This is a genomic window from Acinetobacter tandoii DSM 14970 = CIP 107469, from assembly GCF_000400735.1.
In the GTDB taxonomy this organism is placed as follows: Bacteria; Pseudomonadota; Gammaproteobacteria; order Pseudomonadales; family Moraxellaceae; genus Acinetobacter; species Acinetobacter tandoii.
Genome location: NZ_KE007368.1, coordinates 36,126 through 50,063 on the forward strand (window position 1 = coordinate 36,126; position 13,938 = coordinate 50,063).

General features: G+C 40.6%; 13 protein-coding genes and 4 tRNA genes. 7 read left to right on the forward strand and 10 right to left on the reverse strand.

What is annotated here, in order from left to right:
- The first annotated feature begins 36 nt into the window (after window positions 1–36).
- Both I593_RS13550 and I593_RS13555 read left to right on the forward strand, forming a co-directional pair.
- On the forward strand, window positions 37–1,806 hold the full coding sequence (locus I593_RS13550; protein WP_016168152.1) for a terminase large subunit domain-containing protein: 1,770 nt from the start codon (window positions 37–39) through the stop codon (window positions 1,804–1,806).
- Window positions 1,803–2,864: a phage portal protein gene (locus I593_RS13555; protein ID WP_016168153.1), complete on the forward strand. Its 1,062-nt coding sequence runs from the start codon at window positions 1,803–1,805 to the stop codon at window positions 2,862–2,864. The genes I593_RS13550 and I593_RS13555 overlap by 4 nt, the downstream gene beginning before the upstream one ends.
- A gap of 43 nt (window positions 2,865–2,907) precedes the next feature.
- Here the strand turns inward: I593_RS13555 and I593_RS20675 are convergent, their stop codons facing one another.
- Window positions 2,908–3,084, reverse strand: a complete 177-nt coding sequence (locus I593_RS20675) for a hypothetical protein (protein ID WP_016168154.1) — start codon at window positions 3,082–3,084, stop codon at window positions 2,908–2,910.
- Window positions 3,085–3,247: 163 nt separating this feature from the next.
- Between I593_RS20675 and I593_RS13560 the strand changes: the two genes are divergently transcribed.
- Complete coding sequence (locus tag I593_RS13560; protein ID WP_016168155.1) at window positions 3,248–3,427, forward strand: type II toxin-antitoxin system HicA family toxin; 180 nt, start codon at window positions 3,248–3,250, stop codon at window positions 3,425–3,427.
- Between the two features lie 60 nt (window positions 3,428–3,487).
- Window positions 3,488–3,901, forward strand: a complete 414-nt coding sequence (locus I593_RS13565; protein ID WP_016168156.1) for a type II toxin-antitoxin system HicB family antitoxin — start codon at window positions 3,488–3,490, stop codon at window positions 3,899–3,901.
- 254 nt (window positions 3,902–4,155) lie between these two features.
- Here I593_RS13565 and I593_RS20470 read toward each other — a convergent pair whose 3' ends face one another.
- From I593_RS20470 to secA, 9 genes are all read right to left on the reverse strand, one after another.
- Window positions 4,156–4,320 (reverse strand): hypothetical protein, encoded by a 165-nt coding sequence (locus I593_RS20470; protein WP_016168157.1) that lies wholly within the window; start codon window positions 4,318–4,320, stop codon window positions 4,156–4,158.
- A 632-nt stretch (window positions 4,321–4,952) separates the two neighbouring features.
- Window positions 4,953–5,029: transfer RNA gene (locus I593_RS13570), tRNA-Pro, on the reverse strand.
- A gap of 4 nt (window positions 5,030–5,033) precedes the next feature.
- Window positions 5,034–5,109: transfer RNA gene (locus I593_RS13575), tRNA-His, on the reverse strand.
- A 35-nt stretch (window positions 5,110–5,144) separates the two neighbouring features.
- Window positions 5,145–5,221 (reverse strand) — tRNA-Arg (locus tag I593_RS13580).
- 45 nt (window positions 5,222–5,266) lie between these two features.
- Window positions 5,267–5,343 (reverse strand) — tRNA-Pro (locus I593_RS13585).
- Window positions 5,344–5,497: 154 nt separating this feature from the next.
- The gene (gene nadA, locus I593_RS13590) at window positions 5,498–6,565 is read right to left on the reverse strand and encodes a quinolinate synthase NadA (protein ID WP_016168158.1); all 1,068 of its coding nucleotides are present in this window, start codon (window positions 6,563–6,565) and stop codon (window positions 5,498–5,500) included.
- Between the two features lie 148 nt (window positions 6,566–6,713).
- Window positions 6,714–7,934 (reverse strand): bifunctional glutamate N-acetyltransferase/amino-acid acetyltransferase ArgJ, encoded by a 1,221-nt coding sequence (argJ, locus tag I593_RS13595; RefSeq protein ID WP_016168159.1) that lies wholly within the window; start codon window positions 7,932–7,934, stop codon window positions 6,714–6,716.
- Window positions 7,935–8,154: 220 nt separating this feature from the next.
- Window positions 8,155–8,511, reverse strand: a complete 357-nt coding sequence (locus I593_RS13600) for a hypothetical protein (RefSeq protein WP_016168160.1) — start codon at window positions 8,509–8,511, stop codon at window positions 8,155–8,157.
- A gap of 175 nt (window positions 8,512–8,686) precedes the next feature.
- Window positions 8,687–11,416: a preprotein translocase subunit SecA gene (gene secA, locus I593_RS13605; protein ID WP_016168161.1), complete on the reverse strand. Its 2,730-nt coding sequence runs from the start codon at window positions 11,414–11,416 to the stop codon at window positions 8,687–8,689.
- Between the two features lie 335 nt (window positions 11,417–11,751).
- Here secA and I593_RS13610 point away from each other — a divergent pair, with 335 nt between their 5' ends.
- The 3 genes from I593_RS13610 to I593_RS13620 all read left to right on the forward strand — a co-directional run bounded on the left by I593_RS13610 (window position 11,752) and on the right by I593_RS13620 (window position 13,935).
- Window positions 11,752–12,393: a peroxiredoxin gene (locus tag I593_RS13610; protein WP_016168162.1), complete on the forward strand. Its 642-nt coding sequence runs from the start codon at window positions 11,752–11,754 to the stop codon at window positions 12,391–12,393.
- A 142-nt stretch (window positions 12,394–12,535) separates the two neighbouring features.
- The gene (locus I593_RS13615) at window positions 12,536–13,348 is read left to right on the forward strand and encodes an MBL fold metallo-hydrolase (protein WP_035301906.1); all 813 of its coding nucleotides are present in this window, start codon (window positions 12,536–12,538) and stop codon (window positions 13,346–13,348) included.
- On the forward strand, window positions 13,345–13,935 hold the full coding sequence (locus I593_RS13620) for a dual specificity protein phosphatase family protein (RefSeq protein WP_016168164.1): 591 nt from the start codon (window positions 13,345–13,347) through the stop codon (window positions 13,933–13,935). Before I593_RS13615 ends, I593_RS13620 begins: the two co-directional genes overlap by 4 nt.
- The last annotated feature ends 3 nt before the right edge of the window (window positions 13,936–13,938 follow it).

A 13,938-nucleotide genomic window follows, 5' to 3' on the forward strand; every position in this document is an offset into this window, starting at 1 on the left:
CCAATGTTTGCACATTAAAGCAAACAGCCCTTGGCAATGAATGATCTATCTCCAATCGCAAATTTACATCTGATAATGGACAACAAACTTAAAGCTAAATTTCTATATTGGCTTGGGTGGAAAATTGTCGATATTGCAGAAGTACTGAATGAAAATGAGCGAACGGTTCAGGCATGGAAAACACGTGAAGATTGGGAAAAAGAGAAACCCGAAAATCGTGTTGAAAATGCTTTAACTGTTCGCTTAATGGTGCTCATTCTTAAAAATAAAAAGACATCGGGTGACATTAAAGAAATTGATATGTTGATGCGGGCGTATAAGGAATTTGCCCGTATTGAAAAGTATCGCAATGATGGTACCGAAGCGGATTTGAACCCTGAGATCCGTAAGCGCAATTCTGCACCACGCAAAAAAGTCCCGAATCATTTTACCGAAGAACAAATCGAAGAACTGGTACTGGCATTTGAAGAAAACCTATTTGAATACCAATGGAACTGGTATCGGGCAATGGATCAACGTTCCCGTGCAATTCTAAAAAGTCGACAAATTGGTGCAACCTATTATTTTGCCCGTGAAGCCTTAATTGATGCTTTGAAAACTGGTCGAAATCAGATTTTCTTGTCGGCTTCTAAAGCGCAAGCCCATATTTTTAAACATTACATTAAAGCCTTTGCAGCCGATGTTTGTGGGGTTGAACTGACGGGAGATCCGATTGTTTTATCCAATGGTGCAGAGCTGCTGTTTTTGGGTACGAATTACCGAACTGCACAAGGTCACCACGGTAATTTTTACTTTGACGAATTTTTCTGGACACATGGTTTTAATGAGTTGGAAAAAGTTGCCTCGGCAATGGCGCTACATAAGAAATGGCGCAAAACCTATTTTTCTACACCTTCAACCATTACCCATGAAGCCCATTCTTTTTGGACTGGGGAGCGTTTCAATAAAGGACGTCCAAAAAATAAACAAGTCAGGATTGATGTTTCTCATGATGCACTAAAAAAAGGGCGTCTATGCGAGGACAAAATTTGGCGACAAATTGTCACGATTTTGGATGCAGAGGAAGGCGGTTGCGACTTATTCAACATTGAGGATCTGAGGTTTGAATATTCAGCCGATGATTTTCAAAACTTGTTGATGTGTGAGTTTGTCGATGATGGCCAGTCGATGTTCCCACTTAATATGCTACAGCATTGCATGGTGGACAGTTTAGAAAATTGGGATGATTTCAAAGTTTGGCACTCGCGCCCATTTGCCAATAAACCTGTGTGGGTAGGCTATGACCCTGCTTTGACTGGTGACAATGCAGGCTTGGTTGTGGTTGCTCCCCCTGCTGTAGCAGGTGGTAAATTCCGAGTTCTGGAACGTCATCAATTTAAGGGCGATGACTTTGCACAACAAGCTGAACATATTCGCAGTATCACTTTACGTTACAACGTCACTTACATCGGTATTGATACTACGGGCATGGGCGTAGGTGTCGCTGAACTGGTTCGTCAATTCTTCCCTGCTGTACATGCCTTTAAGTATTCACCCGAAGTTAAATCTCAATTGGTTTATAAGACTTTAGATGTCGTTCGCAATGGACGACTTGAATATGACGCAGGTGATAAAGATTTAACGCAGTCGCTTATGAGCATCAAAAAAACGATGACTGCCAGTCAGAAGCAAATCACCTTTACTGCAGGGCGTTCAGAAGAAACTGGGCATGCGGATCTGGCTTGGGCACTTATGCATGCCATTTATAACGAACCATTGGCAGGGATTACCGAAACAAATACATCTATGGTGGAGATTTATTCATGAATCTATTTTCAAACGCAAAAAGTTTGATGAACTCAGCTTTAAGCTATTTACCGCAACCTGTACAACAAGCGATTCCTCAAAAGGCAGAAGCCTTTTCCTTTGGTGATGCTGTTCCTGTTCTAGATGGACATGATTTATCTAATTATATGGAATGTTGGTTCAATGGTCGGTGGTATGAACCTCAAGTGAGCCTTGAAGGTCTATCCAAAAGTTTTAAAGCCACGCCTTATTTGAGCAGTGGCATTATTTTCAAACGTAATTTCTTGGCGAATTTATTTGTTCCTCATCCCAAAATGAGCCGAAAGGCTTTTGAACAAATAGGTCTCGACTTTATCTGGTGCGGAAATACTTATGTTGAAGATGTTCAATCACGGTTAAGAAATACGATTGAATATAAGCCTGCTTTGGCTAAATACACTCGCGCAGGCGATTTCTCTGGACAATATTTTTATTTGAACAATAGCCACAAAGGTTATGAGGAATATGAGTTCCCACAAGATCGCATTTGCCATATTCGTGAAACGGATATCGATCAGGAAATCTATGGAACGCCTGAATATATTTCTGCACTTCAAAGCGCATGGTTGAATGAATCGGCTACGCTCTTTCGTCGCAAGTATTATAACAATGGATCTCATGCAGGATTTATCTTGTATGTAAATGACCCTGCTTCCGATCCGAATGACATTACCGCATTACGAACTGCCTTAAAAGAAAGTAAAGGACCAGGAAACTTTAGAAATTTATTTTATTACAGTCCGAATGGGAAAAAAGACGGGATTCAAGTCATCCCTACTTCTGAGATTGCAGCAAAGGATGACTTCACCAATATTAAGTCCATAACGCGAGATGACACTTTGGCTGCTCTGCGTATTCCACCGCAATTGATGGGTATCGTACCCAGTAATGCAGGTGGCTTTGGCGACATCAAATCGGCAACTGAGGTTTTCTATCACAACGAGATTATTCCTTTACAATCCCGTTTGCTTCAATTTAATGAATGGGCTGGCGATGAAATTATTAAGTTCAATAAATATGAACTCATTCAACCAAAATAATCATAAAACATAAGCCATAAAAAAAAGCCCTAAGGGCTTTTTTTTATGGGGTTAAAAACTTTAAGAGTTTTACTAATTCCTCATTTACATGATTGATCACGATTTCACCTAAAGCATTTTCACAATCTGTATAAGATAATTTATCGAGTTCCTCATGTAACATTAACAATTTACTTTTTGCACGTTCAATATTCATTTCAACAACACCCATATCTTTCATAAAATACCTATAAAACAGTTATTTAAATCATCTTTATGACAAGGATTTTCGCTCCATTCCAACTGTATTGCAAGCAAAAAATAAGACATTTTTGTCTTATTTTATATTGATAGTAAGACAAATTTGTCTTATAATAAGTTATTGTTTAAACAAGGTGAAGCTTATGAGCTACAACGAATTTAAACGATGGCTTCTAGCACAAGGTGTTGTTATTTTGCGGAAGGGAAAAGGATCACACATGATTATTGAGTTAAACGGTAAGAAAAGTGTTTTCCCCAACCACGGAAAAAAAGAGATACCAGAAGGCACTCGTTTAAAGATCAAAAAGGATTTGGGGCTTTAGCCTCAAATCCTACGTAGCTTTTAAGTTTAAGCTCGAACCGTTAGTCGAGGTAATTATAAAATGAAATATGCAGTCCAAATTGTTCAAGAAGGCGATGCCTTTCTTGTAAGTGCTCGTGATCTGCCTGAGTTGAATAGTGTTGGATATTCATTAGAAGAGGCTTTATCTGAAGCCTTGGATGGTATCGAGACAGTATTTATGTTGTATATGGATGATCGCAAGGCAATTCCTTTGCCATCTGATCAGGAAGATGGTGAGTATCTCGTCCACGTTCCTGTTTTGGTTGCTTCAAAAATCTATCTATACAATGAAATGTTAGATCAAAAAGTTACTAAGGCAGAACTCGCTAGACGCTTAGGTGGTATCCAGAAAAATGCAGATAGATTGTTATCATTAAAACATGGTACCAAAATTGAAGCAGTTGAAGATGCATTCAAAGCACTAGGCAAAGAGTTGAAGATTCAAATCGCCTAATACCTTCCAAATAAAAAAGCCTGCACATGCAGGCTTTTTTATTGCCCTTAGAAAATTACCCACAAATGAGAGTCATTCCCACCTACCACACCCCCACCCAGAGCCGCGCAGTTGCCCCACCCCACCTACGCTCTCTAAATGTGGCTGTTTTACTGCAAAGGCAGGATAAAGCGAATCTGCGCGAAATGAGCGCTATTACACGTGATGTTCAAAGGAAAGGAATAAAACTTAATACTTCATTCTACTGCAAAATACTATTTTCCACATTCTTCGGATAAACGTCTTATAGCATCATCAACAGACCTTTTAACAGAAGGGTTTTTATATGATTCTGTGACCACAATCTGACTTAAAGCCAACAATTGCTCTGCACGTGCTTGTTCAAGTTTCACTTTAAATTTCATTTCATCTTTTTTCATAAAATCCCCAAAGACATAATTTTAATTCTGCAATTGTAATAGATGTATTTGCTGAAATGACAAAAAACCAATTATTCCTCCTCTTATTCCCTTAGCACAAACTATTGACTCATCTTCGATTAAACGACCATGAATATGTTCTTTCCTAGGGATGGCTAGAACTTTGAGGTAATAAAGTAATAAAAAATCATAAGACACTGAATTTAAAAGAAATAAATCATTACTTCCCAAGGTAATTTTTTGTAATTTTCAAAGTAATATTTTATAAGTATTTGATTTTATTGATAGAGAATTTAGCTTGATCTAACTTTTTTACACAGCAATAAATTACTTAGATATTACTTCTAAATTACTTATGAAAAACCATATAAGATATTGAAATTAATTAATTAAATTATAAATATTACTTTATTACTTAAAAATTTAGATACCCCATAACTTTTTTCTGATTATCAAAAAACTATGGTTTCGAATATTTTTCACACGGAATTAAAAAAAATTCTGGGAATAAGTTGGGGATAGAAAAGTGATCTAAAGAGATGCTTAAATGCAAGGTAATAAGAGGAAACTTACATTTAAATTTGTTAGCTTAAACGCTTAACTTTGGGAATTTCTTATTAAAATCAAGAATATGGTCGGAGCAGTAGGATTCGAACCTACGACCCCCTGGTCCCAAACCAGGTGCACTACCAGGCTGTGCTATGCTCCGAAATTGGGGTGAATGACGGGATTCGAACCCGCGACAACTGGAATCACAATCCAGGGCTCTACCAACTGAGCTACATCCACCACTATATATAGTCCTACAATATCAAGCTACCAAATGGCGCGCCTGACAGGATTCGAACCTGTGACCATCCGCTTAGAAGGCGGATGCTCTATCCAACTGAGCTACAGGCGCATGACCGATGATACTAATATCATATGATACTTTGCCTTGAAGAATTGGTCGGAGCAGTAGGATTCGAACCTACGACCCCCTGGTCCCAAACCAGGTGCACTACCAGGCTGTGCTATGCTCCGATTCATCTCAGCTTTTACCGTATCGCACATCGTGCGGTACGGTGTGCATTCTAGGCGCGACGCCCAAGAACGTCAACACCTATATTTAAAAAAAGTTAAAAAAATGCGTCAAACGTATAAATATCAAGCATTTCTGATATTTTTTAAACAATTTTTACCGTTTTAAACTCGCACTAAAGTTAAGCATGCGATCTAGAGGTAATTTGGCACGTTCTGCTAAGGCTGGATCGACATGAATTTCCTGATCACCTTGCTGCAATACCTGCAAAATTCCATCCAATTCATTCATCGCCATCCAAGGACAATGTGCACAAGAACGACATGTCGCTCCCTCACCTGCCGTCGGTGCTTCAACTAAAATTTTATTAGGTACCGCTTGTTGCATCTTATAGAAGATGCCTCGGTCTGTCGCCACGATTAAACGTTCATGTGGTAAGGTCTGTGCAGCTTTAATCAGTTGCGAAGTACTACCAACGGCATCGGCAATATCAACCACAGATTCTGGTGATTCAGGATGAACCAAAACCGCAGCATCTGGATAGAGTGCTTTCATGTTGGCAATGCCGCGGGCACGGAATTCTTCATGTACGATACATGCGCCATCCCAAAGCAGCATATCTGCACCCGTTTTCTTTTGAATATAGCGCCCCAAGTGCTGATCTGGCGCCCAGATGATCTTCTCACCCAAGCTATCTAAATGCTCAATAATCTCGACGGCACAACTAGAAGTCACCACCCAATCTGCACGTGCTTTTACGGCAGCAGAGGTATTGGCATAAACCACGACAGTATGATCAGGATGCTGATCACAGAACGCTGTAAATTCATCTACAGGGCAGCCTAAATCGAGTGAACAAGTTGCTTCTAAGGTCGGCATCAACACAGTTTTTTCTGGGGAGAGAATTTTTGCAGTTTCTCCCATAAATTTCACACCTGCTACTACCAACGTCGAGGCTGCGTGATCGCGACCAAAGCGTGCCATTTCCAAAGAGTCTGATACACAACCGCCCGTCAACTCTGCCAATTCCTGAACTTCAGGGTCGCAGTAATAATGCGCGACAAGAACAGCATCACGTTTTTTCAATTCCGCTTTGATTTGTTCAAATTTTTCCTGTTTGGCTTGCTCAGTCAAATGATTGTCTTTTGGCTCGCCTAAACGGTCTAAATGCGCCTGCACAATCGATTTTGCGTCATTGGCAATTAAATTGGTCGCATCATTCATAAAAACGTCTTCTCTATCCCAACTGCTTGTTCACAAGCGGTGCATCCATAACACGGTCAATTTGGCACTGTGCTGAATTGACCAGTCATTCAAAACTTTAATTGGTAAAAAAGCCTCACAACGGAGGCTTTTCTTCACTCAAATGCCATTAAGAACGGTAATCCGCATTAATTTTGACATAGTCATAAGATAAATCACAGGTATAGACCGTATCCTTCGCTTGACCGCGACCCAAGTCCACCCGAATGGTAATCTCTGTTTGTGCCATTACGCGTGCGCCTTCTGCTTCCGTATAATCCGCTGCGGCGCCACCATCCTTACAGATTTGTACATCATCTAACCAAACCTGAATTTTTTCAACCTCTAAATTTTTTACCCCAGCATAACCAATGGCCGCCAAAATACGGCCCCAGTTTGGATCAGAAGCAAAAAATGCAGTTTTAACCAACGGAGAATGCGCAATACTGTACGCAATATCACAACATTCTTGTGTATCTGCACCACCTTCAACTGCGACTGTCATGAACTTGGTTGCACCCTCACCATCACGTACAATCAATTGTGCTAGGCGTTTCATGACACGAACAAGGATTTCAAGCACAGTTGCATAGCGAGTATCTTCTGTTGATGTAATTTCAACACCACCTGCTTGACCCGTGGCAACAAAAATACAAGAGTCGTTGGTCGAAGTATCCCCATCAATGGTAATGCGATTAAACGATTGATTCACAGCAATCTGTAACAATTGTTGAACCAATTCACGTGAGATTGGTGCATCCGTCGCAACATAACCCAACATGGTTGCCATATTAGGACGAATCATGCCAGCGCCTTTGGAAATACCTGTCATGGTGTACAATACACCATCTAGCTCAAACTGCTCAGATGCACCTTTAGGTGTAGTATCTGTGGTCATAATGCCAAATGCGGCATCTGTCCATGCATCTTCCTTCAAACTGTCCAATGCTGGCTGTAAACCTGCAACTAGACGTGGTAATGGTAACTGTTCACCAATCACACCTGTAGAAAAAGGGAGAACCTGCTCTGGATTGACACCTGCCAATTTTGCCAATTGCATACAAGTTTCTTGGGCATTTTGCATTCCCAAAGAACCTGTTCCAGCATTGGCATTGCCTGTATTAATAATTAAATAACGTGGATTTTCCACAGCTAAATGGGCTTTTGATACATGTACTGGTGCTGCACAGAATGCATTCTGTGTGAAAACGCCCGCAACATTTGAACCTTCAGCAAATTCAAAAATGACCAGATCACGTCGGTTCTGATAGCGAATATATGCTTCAGCCGAACCGATTTTTACCCCTTTGACCACATGCATCTGTGGCATAGTAACGTCACCCACTGCCATTTTTAAATGTCCACTTTGTTATTCAAGTAAGTGTCACAGCTTAGTAGAAATGCAACTAAAAATCGAGGTGTTTCAGGCAATTTCCTGCGTATTCCCTTTACACAGCTAAAAATTATTTTCATCTCAATTTAAAAGAGTATTTCGAATAATTAAATTCGACTCGAACCAATACTTATACAAAAAAAAAAGCAGCTCGTAAGCTGCCTTTTGATGTATCGACTTAGTTTGCCACCAACTGCGTTGGACTTCCTGCAAGCGTTAGTTTCGCTTGCTCTTGGCTTTCCGCAGAAAGTGCTGGGTTGGTCGCGACAATACGACTTGCCGTTGTTGTGGTTGCAGCACTCACTGCTGCTGTTTTTAAGATAATTGGACGTTGCTGCGCATTTGGGAAAGTATATTTAATCCCAGTACGCGGACTCATCACCGTAACATTAGTATCTTGTACCGTAGCTGCTGCGGTTGTTGCACCTTGAGCAGCTTCTACTTTGGCAACTGTTGTTGTTTCAGGCGTATTCGCCATAGCCAAAGTTGGGATTGCCAAAACAGCAACAACTAAAGGTCGTAATAATTTTTTCATTATCTTTCGCTTTTCAGGTTCCAATCAGCAACTTAATAACACTTAATAATGAACACTGCAAACCTTATTCACATCTTGAAAATATTTAACTACAGTTCACATAAAAACAAAAAACCCTTGTAGTGCTTCAAAAGATAGAAACGATACAAGGGTTTACTTTAGTCAATTGATAAAATTAAATTTTACCATGACATTGTTTATATTTTAGACCTGAACCACATGGGCAAGGAGAGTTACGACTAGCTGGAGCAACGACATCTTGATCTGTAGGGTTGAAACCTAAATGTTGTTCAGAGCTAACCTGCGAAGTCACTTCACCTGTTAAGCCGTCTACTTCATCGTGTGAAAGGTTTAATTGCATCGCTTCGGCTTGCGCTTGTTTTTGCGCTTCCATTGCTGCTAGCTCTTCTGGCGTCGGCACATGTACGCGAGATAAATCGGTCACAACATCTGTCTTAATCACAGCCAACATGTTGACGAATAAGTTGAATGCTTCTTTCTTATATTCTTGCTCAGGGTTCTTTTGTGCATAACCTCGTAAGTGAATCCCTTGGCGTAAATAATCCATGGCTGCCAAATGATCTTTCCAGTGGCGATCTAATGCACTTAAAACAAAATGACGCTCTAGCATGGCTGCCGATTCAGGCCCCATTTGCTCACGGCGTGAACGGTAACGTGAGACGATCTCATCTGTAATACGATCAACCAGCGCTTCTTCATCTAAGCGACGCTCATTTTCCAACCAGTGATTAATCGGTAAATCGACCGCAAACTCTTCACGTAATGCACGCTCAAGACCTTCAATATCCCACTGATCGTGAATCGACTCAGGTGGAATGTAATTGGCAATCACCGCTTTCATCACTTCATGATGCATTTCTTCAACATACTCTTGCAGCGTATTTTCTGCGAGAACTTCATCACGTTGTGAATAAATAATCTTACGTTGTTCGTTGTTCACATCATCGTATTTCAATAGATTCTTACGAATATCGAAGTTACGTGCTTCTACTTTACGCTGCGCATTTTCAATCGAGCGCGACACCATTTTGTGTTCAATCGCTTCGTCTTCTTGCAAGCCCATGGCACGCATCATAGCAACCACACGGTCACCCGCAAAGATACGCATCAAGTCATCTTCAAGTGATAAATAGAAGCGTGACACGCCTGGGTCACCTTGACGTCCCGCACGACCACGCAACTGGTTATCAATACGACGTGATTCATGGCGTTCAGAACCAATAATATGTAAACCACCTGAAGCCAAGACCATTTCGTGGTTTTGTTCCCACTCTTCTTTTAAGCGAGCTTCATCTTCAGGTGTATGATTTTCAATTTTGGCCAGTTTAGCTTTCCAGTTACCACCCAAGATAATATCGGTACCACGGCCTGCCATGTTAGTGGCAATAGTTACGGCTCGTGGTGAACCTGCTTGAGCAATAATATCGGCCTCACGCTCATGCTGTTTGGCATTCAGTACTTCATGCTGAATACCTGCTTCTTTCAACTTTTCCGATAAGATTTCAGAAGCTTCAATGGTTGCAGTACCAATCAAAATTGGAGCTACACCTGCTTCATGTACACGCTTAATTTCTTGGATGATCGCATTGTATTTGCCATTACGGTTCAAATAGATTAAATCGTTTTGATCCTGACGAATCATTGGTCGGTGTGTTGGAATAATCACCACATCCAAACCATAAATTTCTTTCATTTCCGCCGCTTCAGTATCTGCGGTACCCGTCATGCCTGACAATTTTTTGTATAAACGGAAATAGTTCTGGAAAGTCGTGGTTGCCAAAGTTTGGTTTTCTGGCTGAATTTCCAAGCCTTCTTTGGCTTCTACTGCTTGATGTAAGCCTTCAGACCAACGACGACCTGGCATAGTACGACCAGTGTTCTCGTCCACAATGATGACTTCACCTTCGTGGATAATGTAATGTACGTTACGTTGATACAAGAAATGCGCACGAATCGCAGCCGTCACGTGATGCACCAAGTTGAGGTTAGATGCTGAATATAAGCTCTCGCCTTCAGCCAACAATCCCATCTCAATCAATTCATTTTCAACAGTTTCAAAACCAATCTCGGTCATTTCTACCGAACGTTGTTTTTCATCAATCCAGAAATGACCGCCATCTGCAACTTTTTCTTCTTTTTGCGCATGCAGTTTTGGTGGAATGGTATTGATCGCAGAGTAAAGCTGAGAAGAGTCATCGCTTTGACCCGAGATAATTAACGGCGTACGTGCTTCATCAATGAGAATTGAGTCCACTTCGTCAATAATGGCATAAATCAAACCACGTTGTTTTTTCTCAGCAAGCGCAAACACCATATTGTCGCGCAAGTAGTCAAAACCAAATTCATTGTTAGTACCGTAAGTGATATCTGCACGGTAGGCATCTGCTTTTTCCATTGGATTTTGCATGGAATAAATAATACCAATGCTTAAACCCAAGAATTCAAAGAGGGGACGGTTTAACTCGGCATCACGCTGAGCTAAGTAGTCATTCACCGTGATGACATGCACGCCCTGACCACTGATCGCATTCAAATAACACGCCAGTGTACCCATGAGAGTTTTACCCTCACCCGTACGCATCTCAGCAATTTTACCTTCATGCAAGGTAATACCACCAATCAACTGCACATCGTAATGACGCATACCCATGACACGCTTTGCTGCTTCACGACAAACTGCAAACGCTTCTGGCAATAATTTATCGAGGCTTTCACCTTTGTTATAACGTTGTTTGAATTCTTCGGTTTTTGCAGATAAGTCTGCGTCGTTTAAGGCAGATATCGTCGGCTCGAGCGCATTAATCTTGTCTACGATTTTACGCATGCGTTTGAGTTCGCGCTCATTTTTGGTACCGAAGATTCCTCCGATCAGACTTGCCAACATGAATAGACTCTCTAAATCTTGCTTGTCAATGAATAAATTTTTTCTCAGACGTTATTATGGTGCTAGAAATTTGAAGTACAAGGGTTTTGCACAAAACCAATAAAAAAATTCTGATCACTGGTTCTAGCCCCTGACCTAAGGCGAAATAATGTAGCAAATTTCGATCAGACGATATAGAGCGTTCATCTTGAATCAATAGATATTTTCACAGCGATATCCATCTTGCTTATTCATTTCTTGCATAAACAAATGCAAAAAAGCTATTTTTCATAGTAAAAGAATTGCGCGATAGTTTGACTTAAATCAAATACACAAAACAATTGAGGTAAATAAAAATGTCACTACGTTTAGGCGATATCGCACCCAATTTTGAACAAGATTCGAGTGAAGGTCTGATTAATTTTTATGATTATTTAGGTGATAATTGGGGCATTCTGTTTTCTCATCCCGCAGACTATACGCCTGTATGTACGACCGAACTGGGCTACACTGCGAAGCTAAAAGATGAATTTGCGCAGCGCGGAGTCAAAGCAATTGCACTGTCTGTCGATGATGTTGAATCACATCATGGCTGGATTCAGGATATTAATGAAACCCAAAATACAACTGTGAACTTCCCAATCATTGCCGATAAAGATCGTAAGGTCTCCACCCTTTATGACTTTATTCATCCGAATGCCAGTGAAACATTAACAGTACGTTCTTTGGTAATTATTGACCCAAATAAAAAAGTGCGCTTAATTATTACTTATCCTGCATCAACAGGACGTAACTTCCACGAAATTTTACGTGTCATTGATTCATTACAACTGACTGATCATCATAAAGTTGCAACCCCTGCTAACTGGACGCATGGCGATGATGTGGTGATTGTACCTTCTTTACAAGATGAAGCTGAATTGAAACAACGCTTCCCAAAAGGTTATACCGCAGTAAAACCTTATTTACGCTTAACGCCACAACCCAATCTAGAATAAAACGAAGGTATTTTCAGCAAACATTTTTAGCCTGTCTACAGACAGGCTATTTGGGTAAATTCATCACCCACTGCTAAGTTCCACTTGGTATTTTGATAACAGTCAGTTATAAATACAGCAAATCATTTTAAGAATAAAGACTGTGATTCATAACATTCATCATTTACATTGTGGCACCATGTGCCCTGTTTGCGGCCCCTTATTTGGGCAAAAAGGATTCCATGCTCATGTGATCTGTCATTGTTTATTGTTAGAAACGGACCGTGGATTGGTCTTGATTGATACAGGTTTAGGTATGCAGGATCTTCTTCATACCAAAGCACGTCTTGGCAAGATGATTGCGCGGTTTGGAAAAATTGAAAACAATTTAGAACTGACCGCCATCGCACAAATACAAAAACTTGGCTTTAACCCCAAAGATGTTCAGCATATTTTTGTTTCGCACTTAGACTTTGACCATGCTGGGGGTATTTCAGATTTCCCTCAAGCGACGGTGCATGTGCTGTCTTCCGAATATAATGCTACACAAAATTTGAACCATTACAAACGCAAAGCGCGTTATAAAGTAAAACAGTTTCAACAACATCGTTACTGGAACTTTATTGAACCGATTGCTAACGATGACTGGTTCAACCTCAAACAGATTCGTAATTTTGATTTATTTGAAAATGACCTGTTGATGATTCCACTCTTGGGGCATACCGCAGGACACAGTGGTATTGCTGTTCGCGACCAAGATCAATGGTTGCTTTTCTGTGGAGATGCCTACTACTCACATTTACAACTGGATGGTCAGCACAAACTTAGAACCTTAAATCAGGTCGAACAATTCTTTGCCGAAGATAATCTAGCACGTGTAGAAAATTTAAAACGCCTGCAAACTCTGTCACAAAAACATCCAGAAGTTCAACTCATCTGTGCGCATGACCCTGTAGAATTAGCCCGATACCAATGAAAATTCAAATCAGTATTCTCTATAGCTGCCTCTGTTTCAGTACGCTAAATCTTTCTGGCTGTATGACTACGCCAGCACTACCGCCTGAAGCTCGACCAACGCAATGGGGAACCTTAATCGATCAAGCTGATAATTTTTATCAAATCAGTACCGATGTCTTTCGTAGTGAACAACCCAATACAGAGATGGCATCCGCACTCAAGACTCATGATATTGGTGTTGTAATCAATTTAAGATCGCGCCATCAAGACCCACAAAATTTAGATGCACAAAACTTTAAGTTGGTGCATATTCCCATTCATACTTGGGCTATTGATCGGGAAGATTTATTGGCTGTGATGCGCGAAATTCAATTGGCCAAAGCGCAACAACAAAAAGTACTGATACATTGTTACCACGGCTCAGATCGTACAGGTGCCAGTATTGCCATGTATCGAATTGTTTTTGAACAATGGAGTATTGATGACGCTTTACAAGAAATGAAATATGGGGGCTATGGTTTCCACCCCATTTGGCAAAACATCGGAAATTTATTTACCCCCGAAAATGTAAAATGGATTCAAGAGCAACTCTCGAATCCATCTTAAAGC

Excerpts from the sequence above, each read along its gene's own strand:
- I593_RS13550 (WP_016168152.1), top strand. The coding sequence starts at position 37 with ATGAATGATCTATCTCCAATCGCAAATTTACATCTGATAATGGACAAC.
- I593_RS13555 (WP_016168153.1), top strand. The coding sequence starts at position 1,803 with ATGAATCTATTTTCAAACGCAAAAAGTTTGATGAACTCAGCTTTAAGC.
- I593_RS20675 (WP_016168154.1), bottom strand. The coding sequence starts at position 3,084 with ATGAAAGATATGGGTGTTGTTGAAATGAATATTGAACGTGCAAAAAGT.
- I593_RS13560 (WP_016168155.1), top strand. The coding sequence starts at position 3,248 with ATGAGCTACAACGAATTTAAACGATGGCTTCTAGCACAAGGTGTTGTT.
- I593_RS13565 (WP_016168156.1), top strand. The coding sequence starts at position 3,488 with ATGAAATATGCAGTCCAAATTGTTCAAGAAGGCGATGCCTTTCTTGTA.
- I593_RS20470 (WP_016168157.1), bottom strand. The coding sequence starts at position 4,320 with ATGAAAAAAGATGAAATGAAATTTAAAGTGAAACTTGAACAAGCACGT.
- nadA (WP_016168158.1), bottom strand. The coding sequence starts at position 6,565 with ATGAATGATGCGACCAATTTAATTGCCAATGACGCAAAATCGATTGTG.
- argJ (WP_016168159.1), bottom strand. The coding sequence starts at position 7,934 with ATGGCAGTGGGTGACGTTACTATGCCACAGATGCATGTGGTCAAAGGG.
- I593_RS13600 (WP_016168160.1), bottom strand. The coding sequence starts at position 8,511 with ATGAAAAAATTATTACGACCTTTAGTTGTTGCTGTTTTGGCAATCCCA.
- secA (WP_016168161.1), bottom strand. The coding sequence starts at position 11,416 with ATGTTGGCAAGTCTGATCGGAGGAATCTTCGGTACCAAAAATGAGCGC.
- I593_RS13610 (WP_016168162.1), top strand. The coding sequence starts at position 11,752 with ATGTCACTACGTTTAGGCGATATCGCACCCAATTTTGAACAAGATTCG.
- I593_RS13620 (WP_016168164.1), top strand. The coding sequence starts at position 13,345 with ATGAAAATTCAAATCAGTATTCTCTATAGCTGCCTCTGTTTCAGTACG.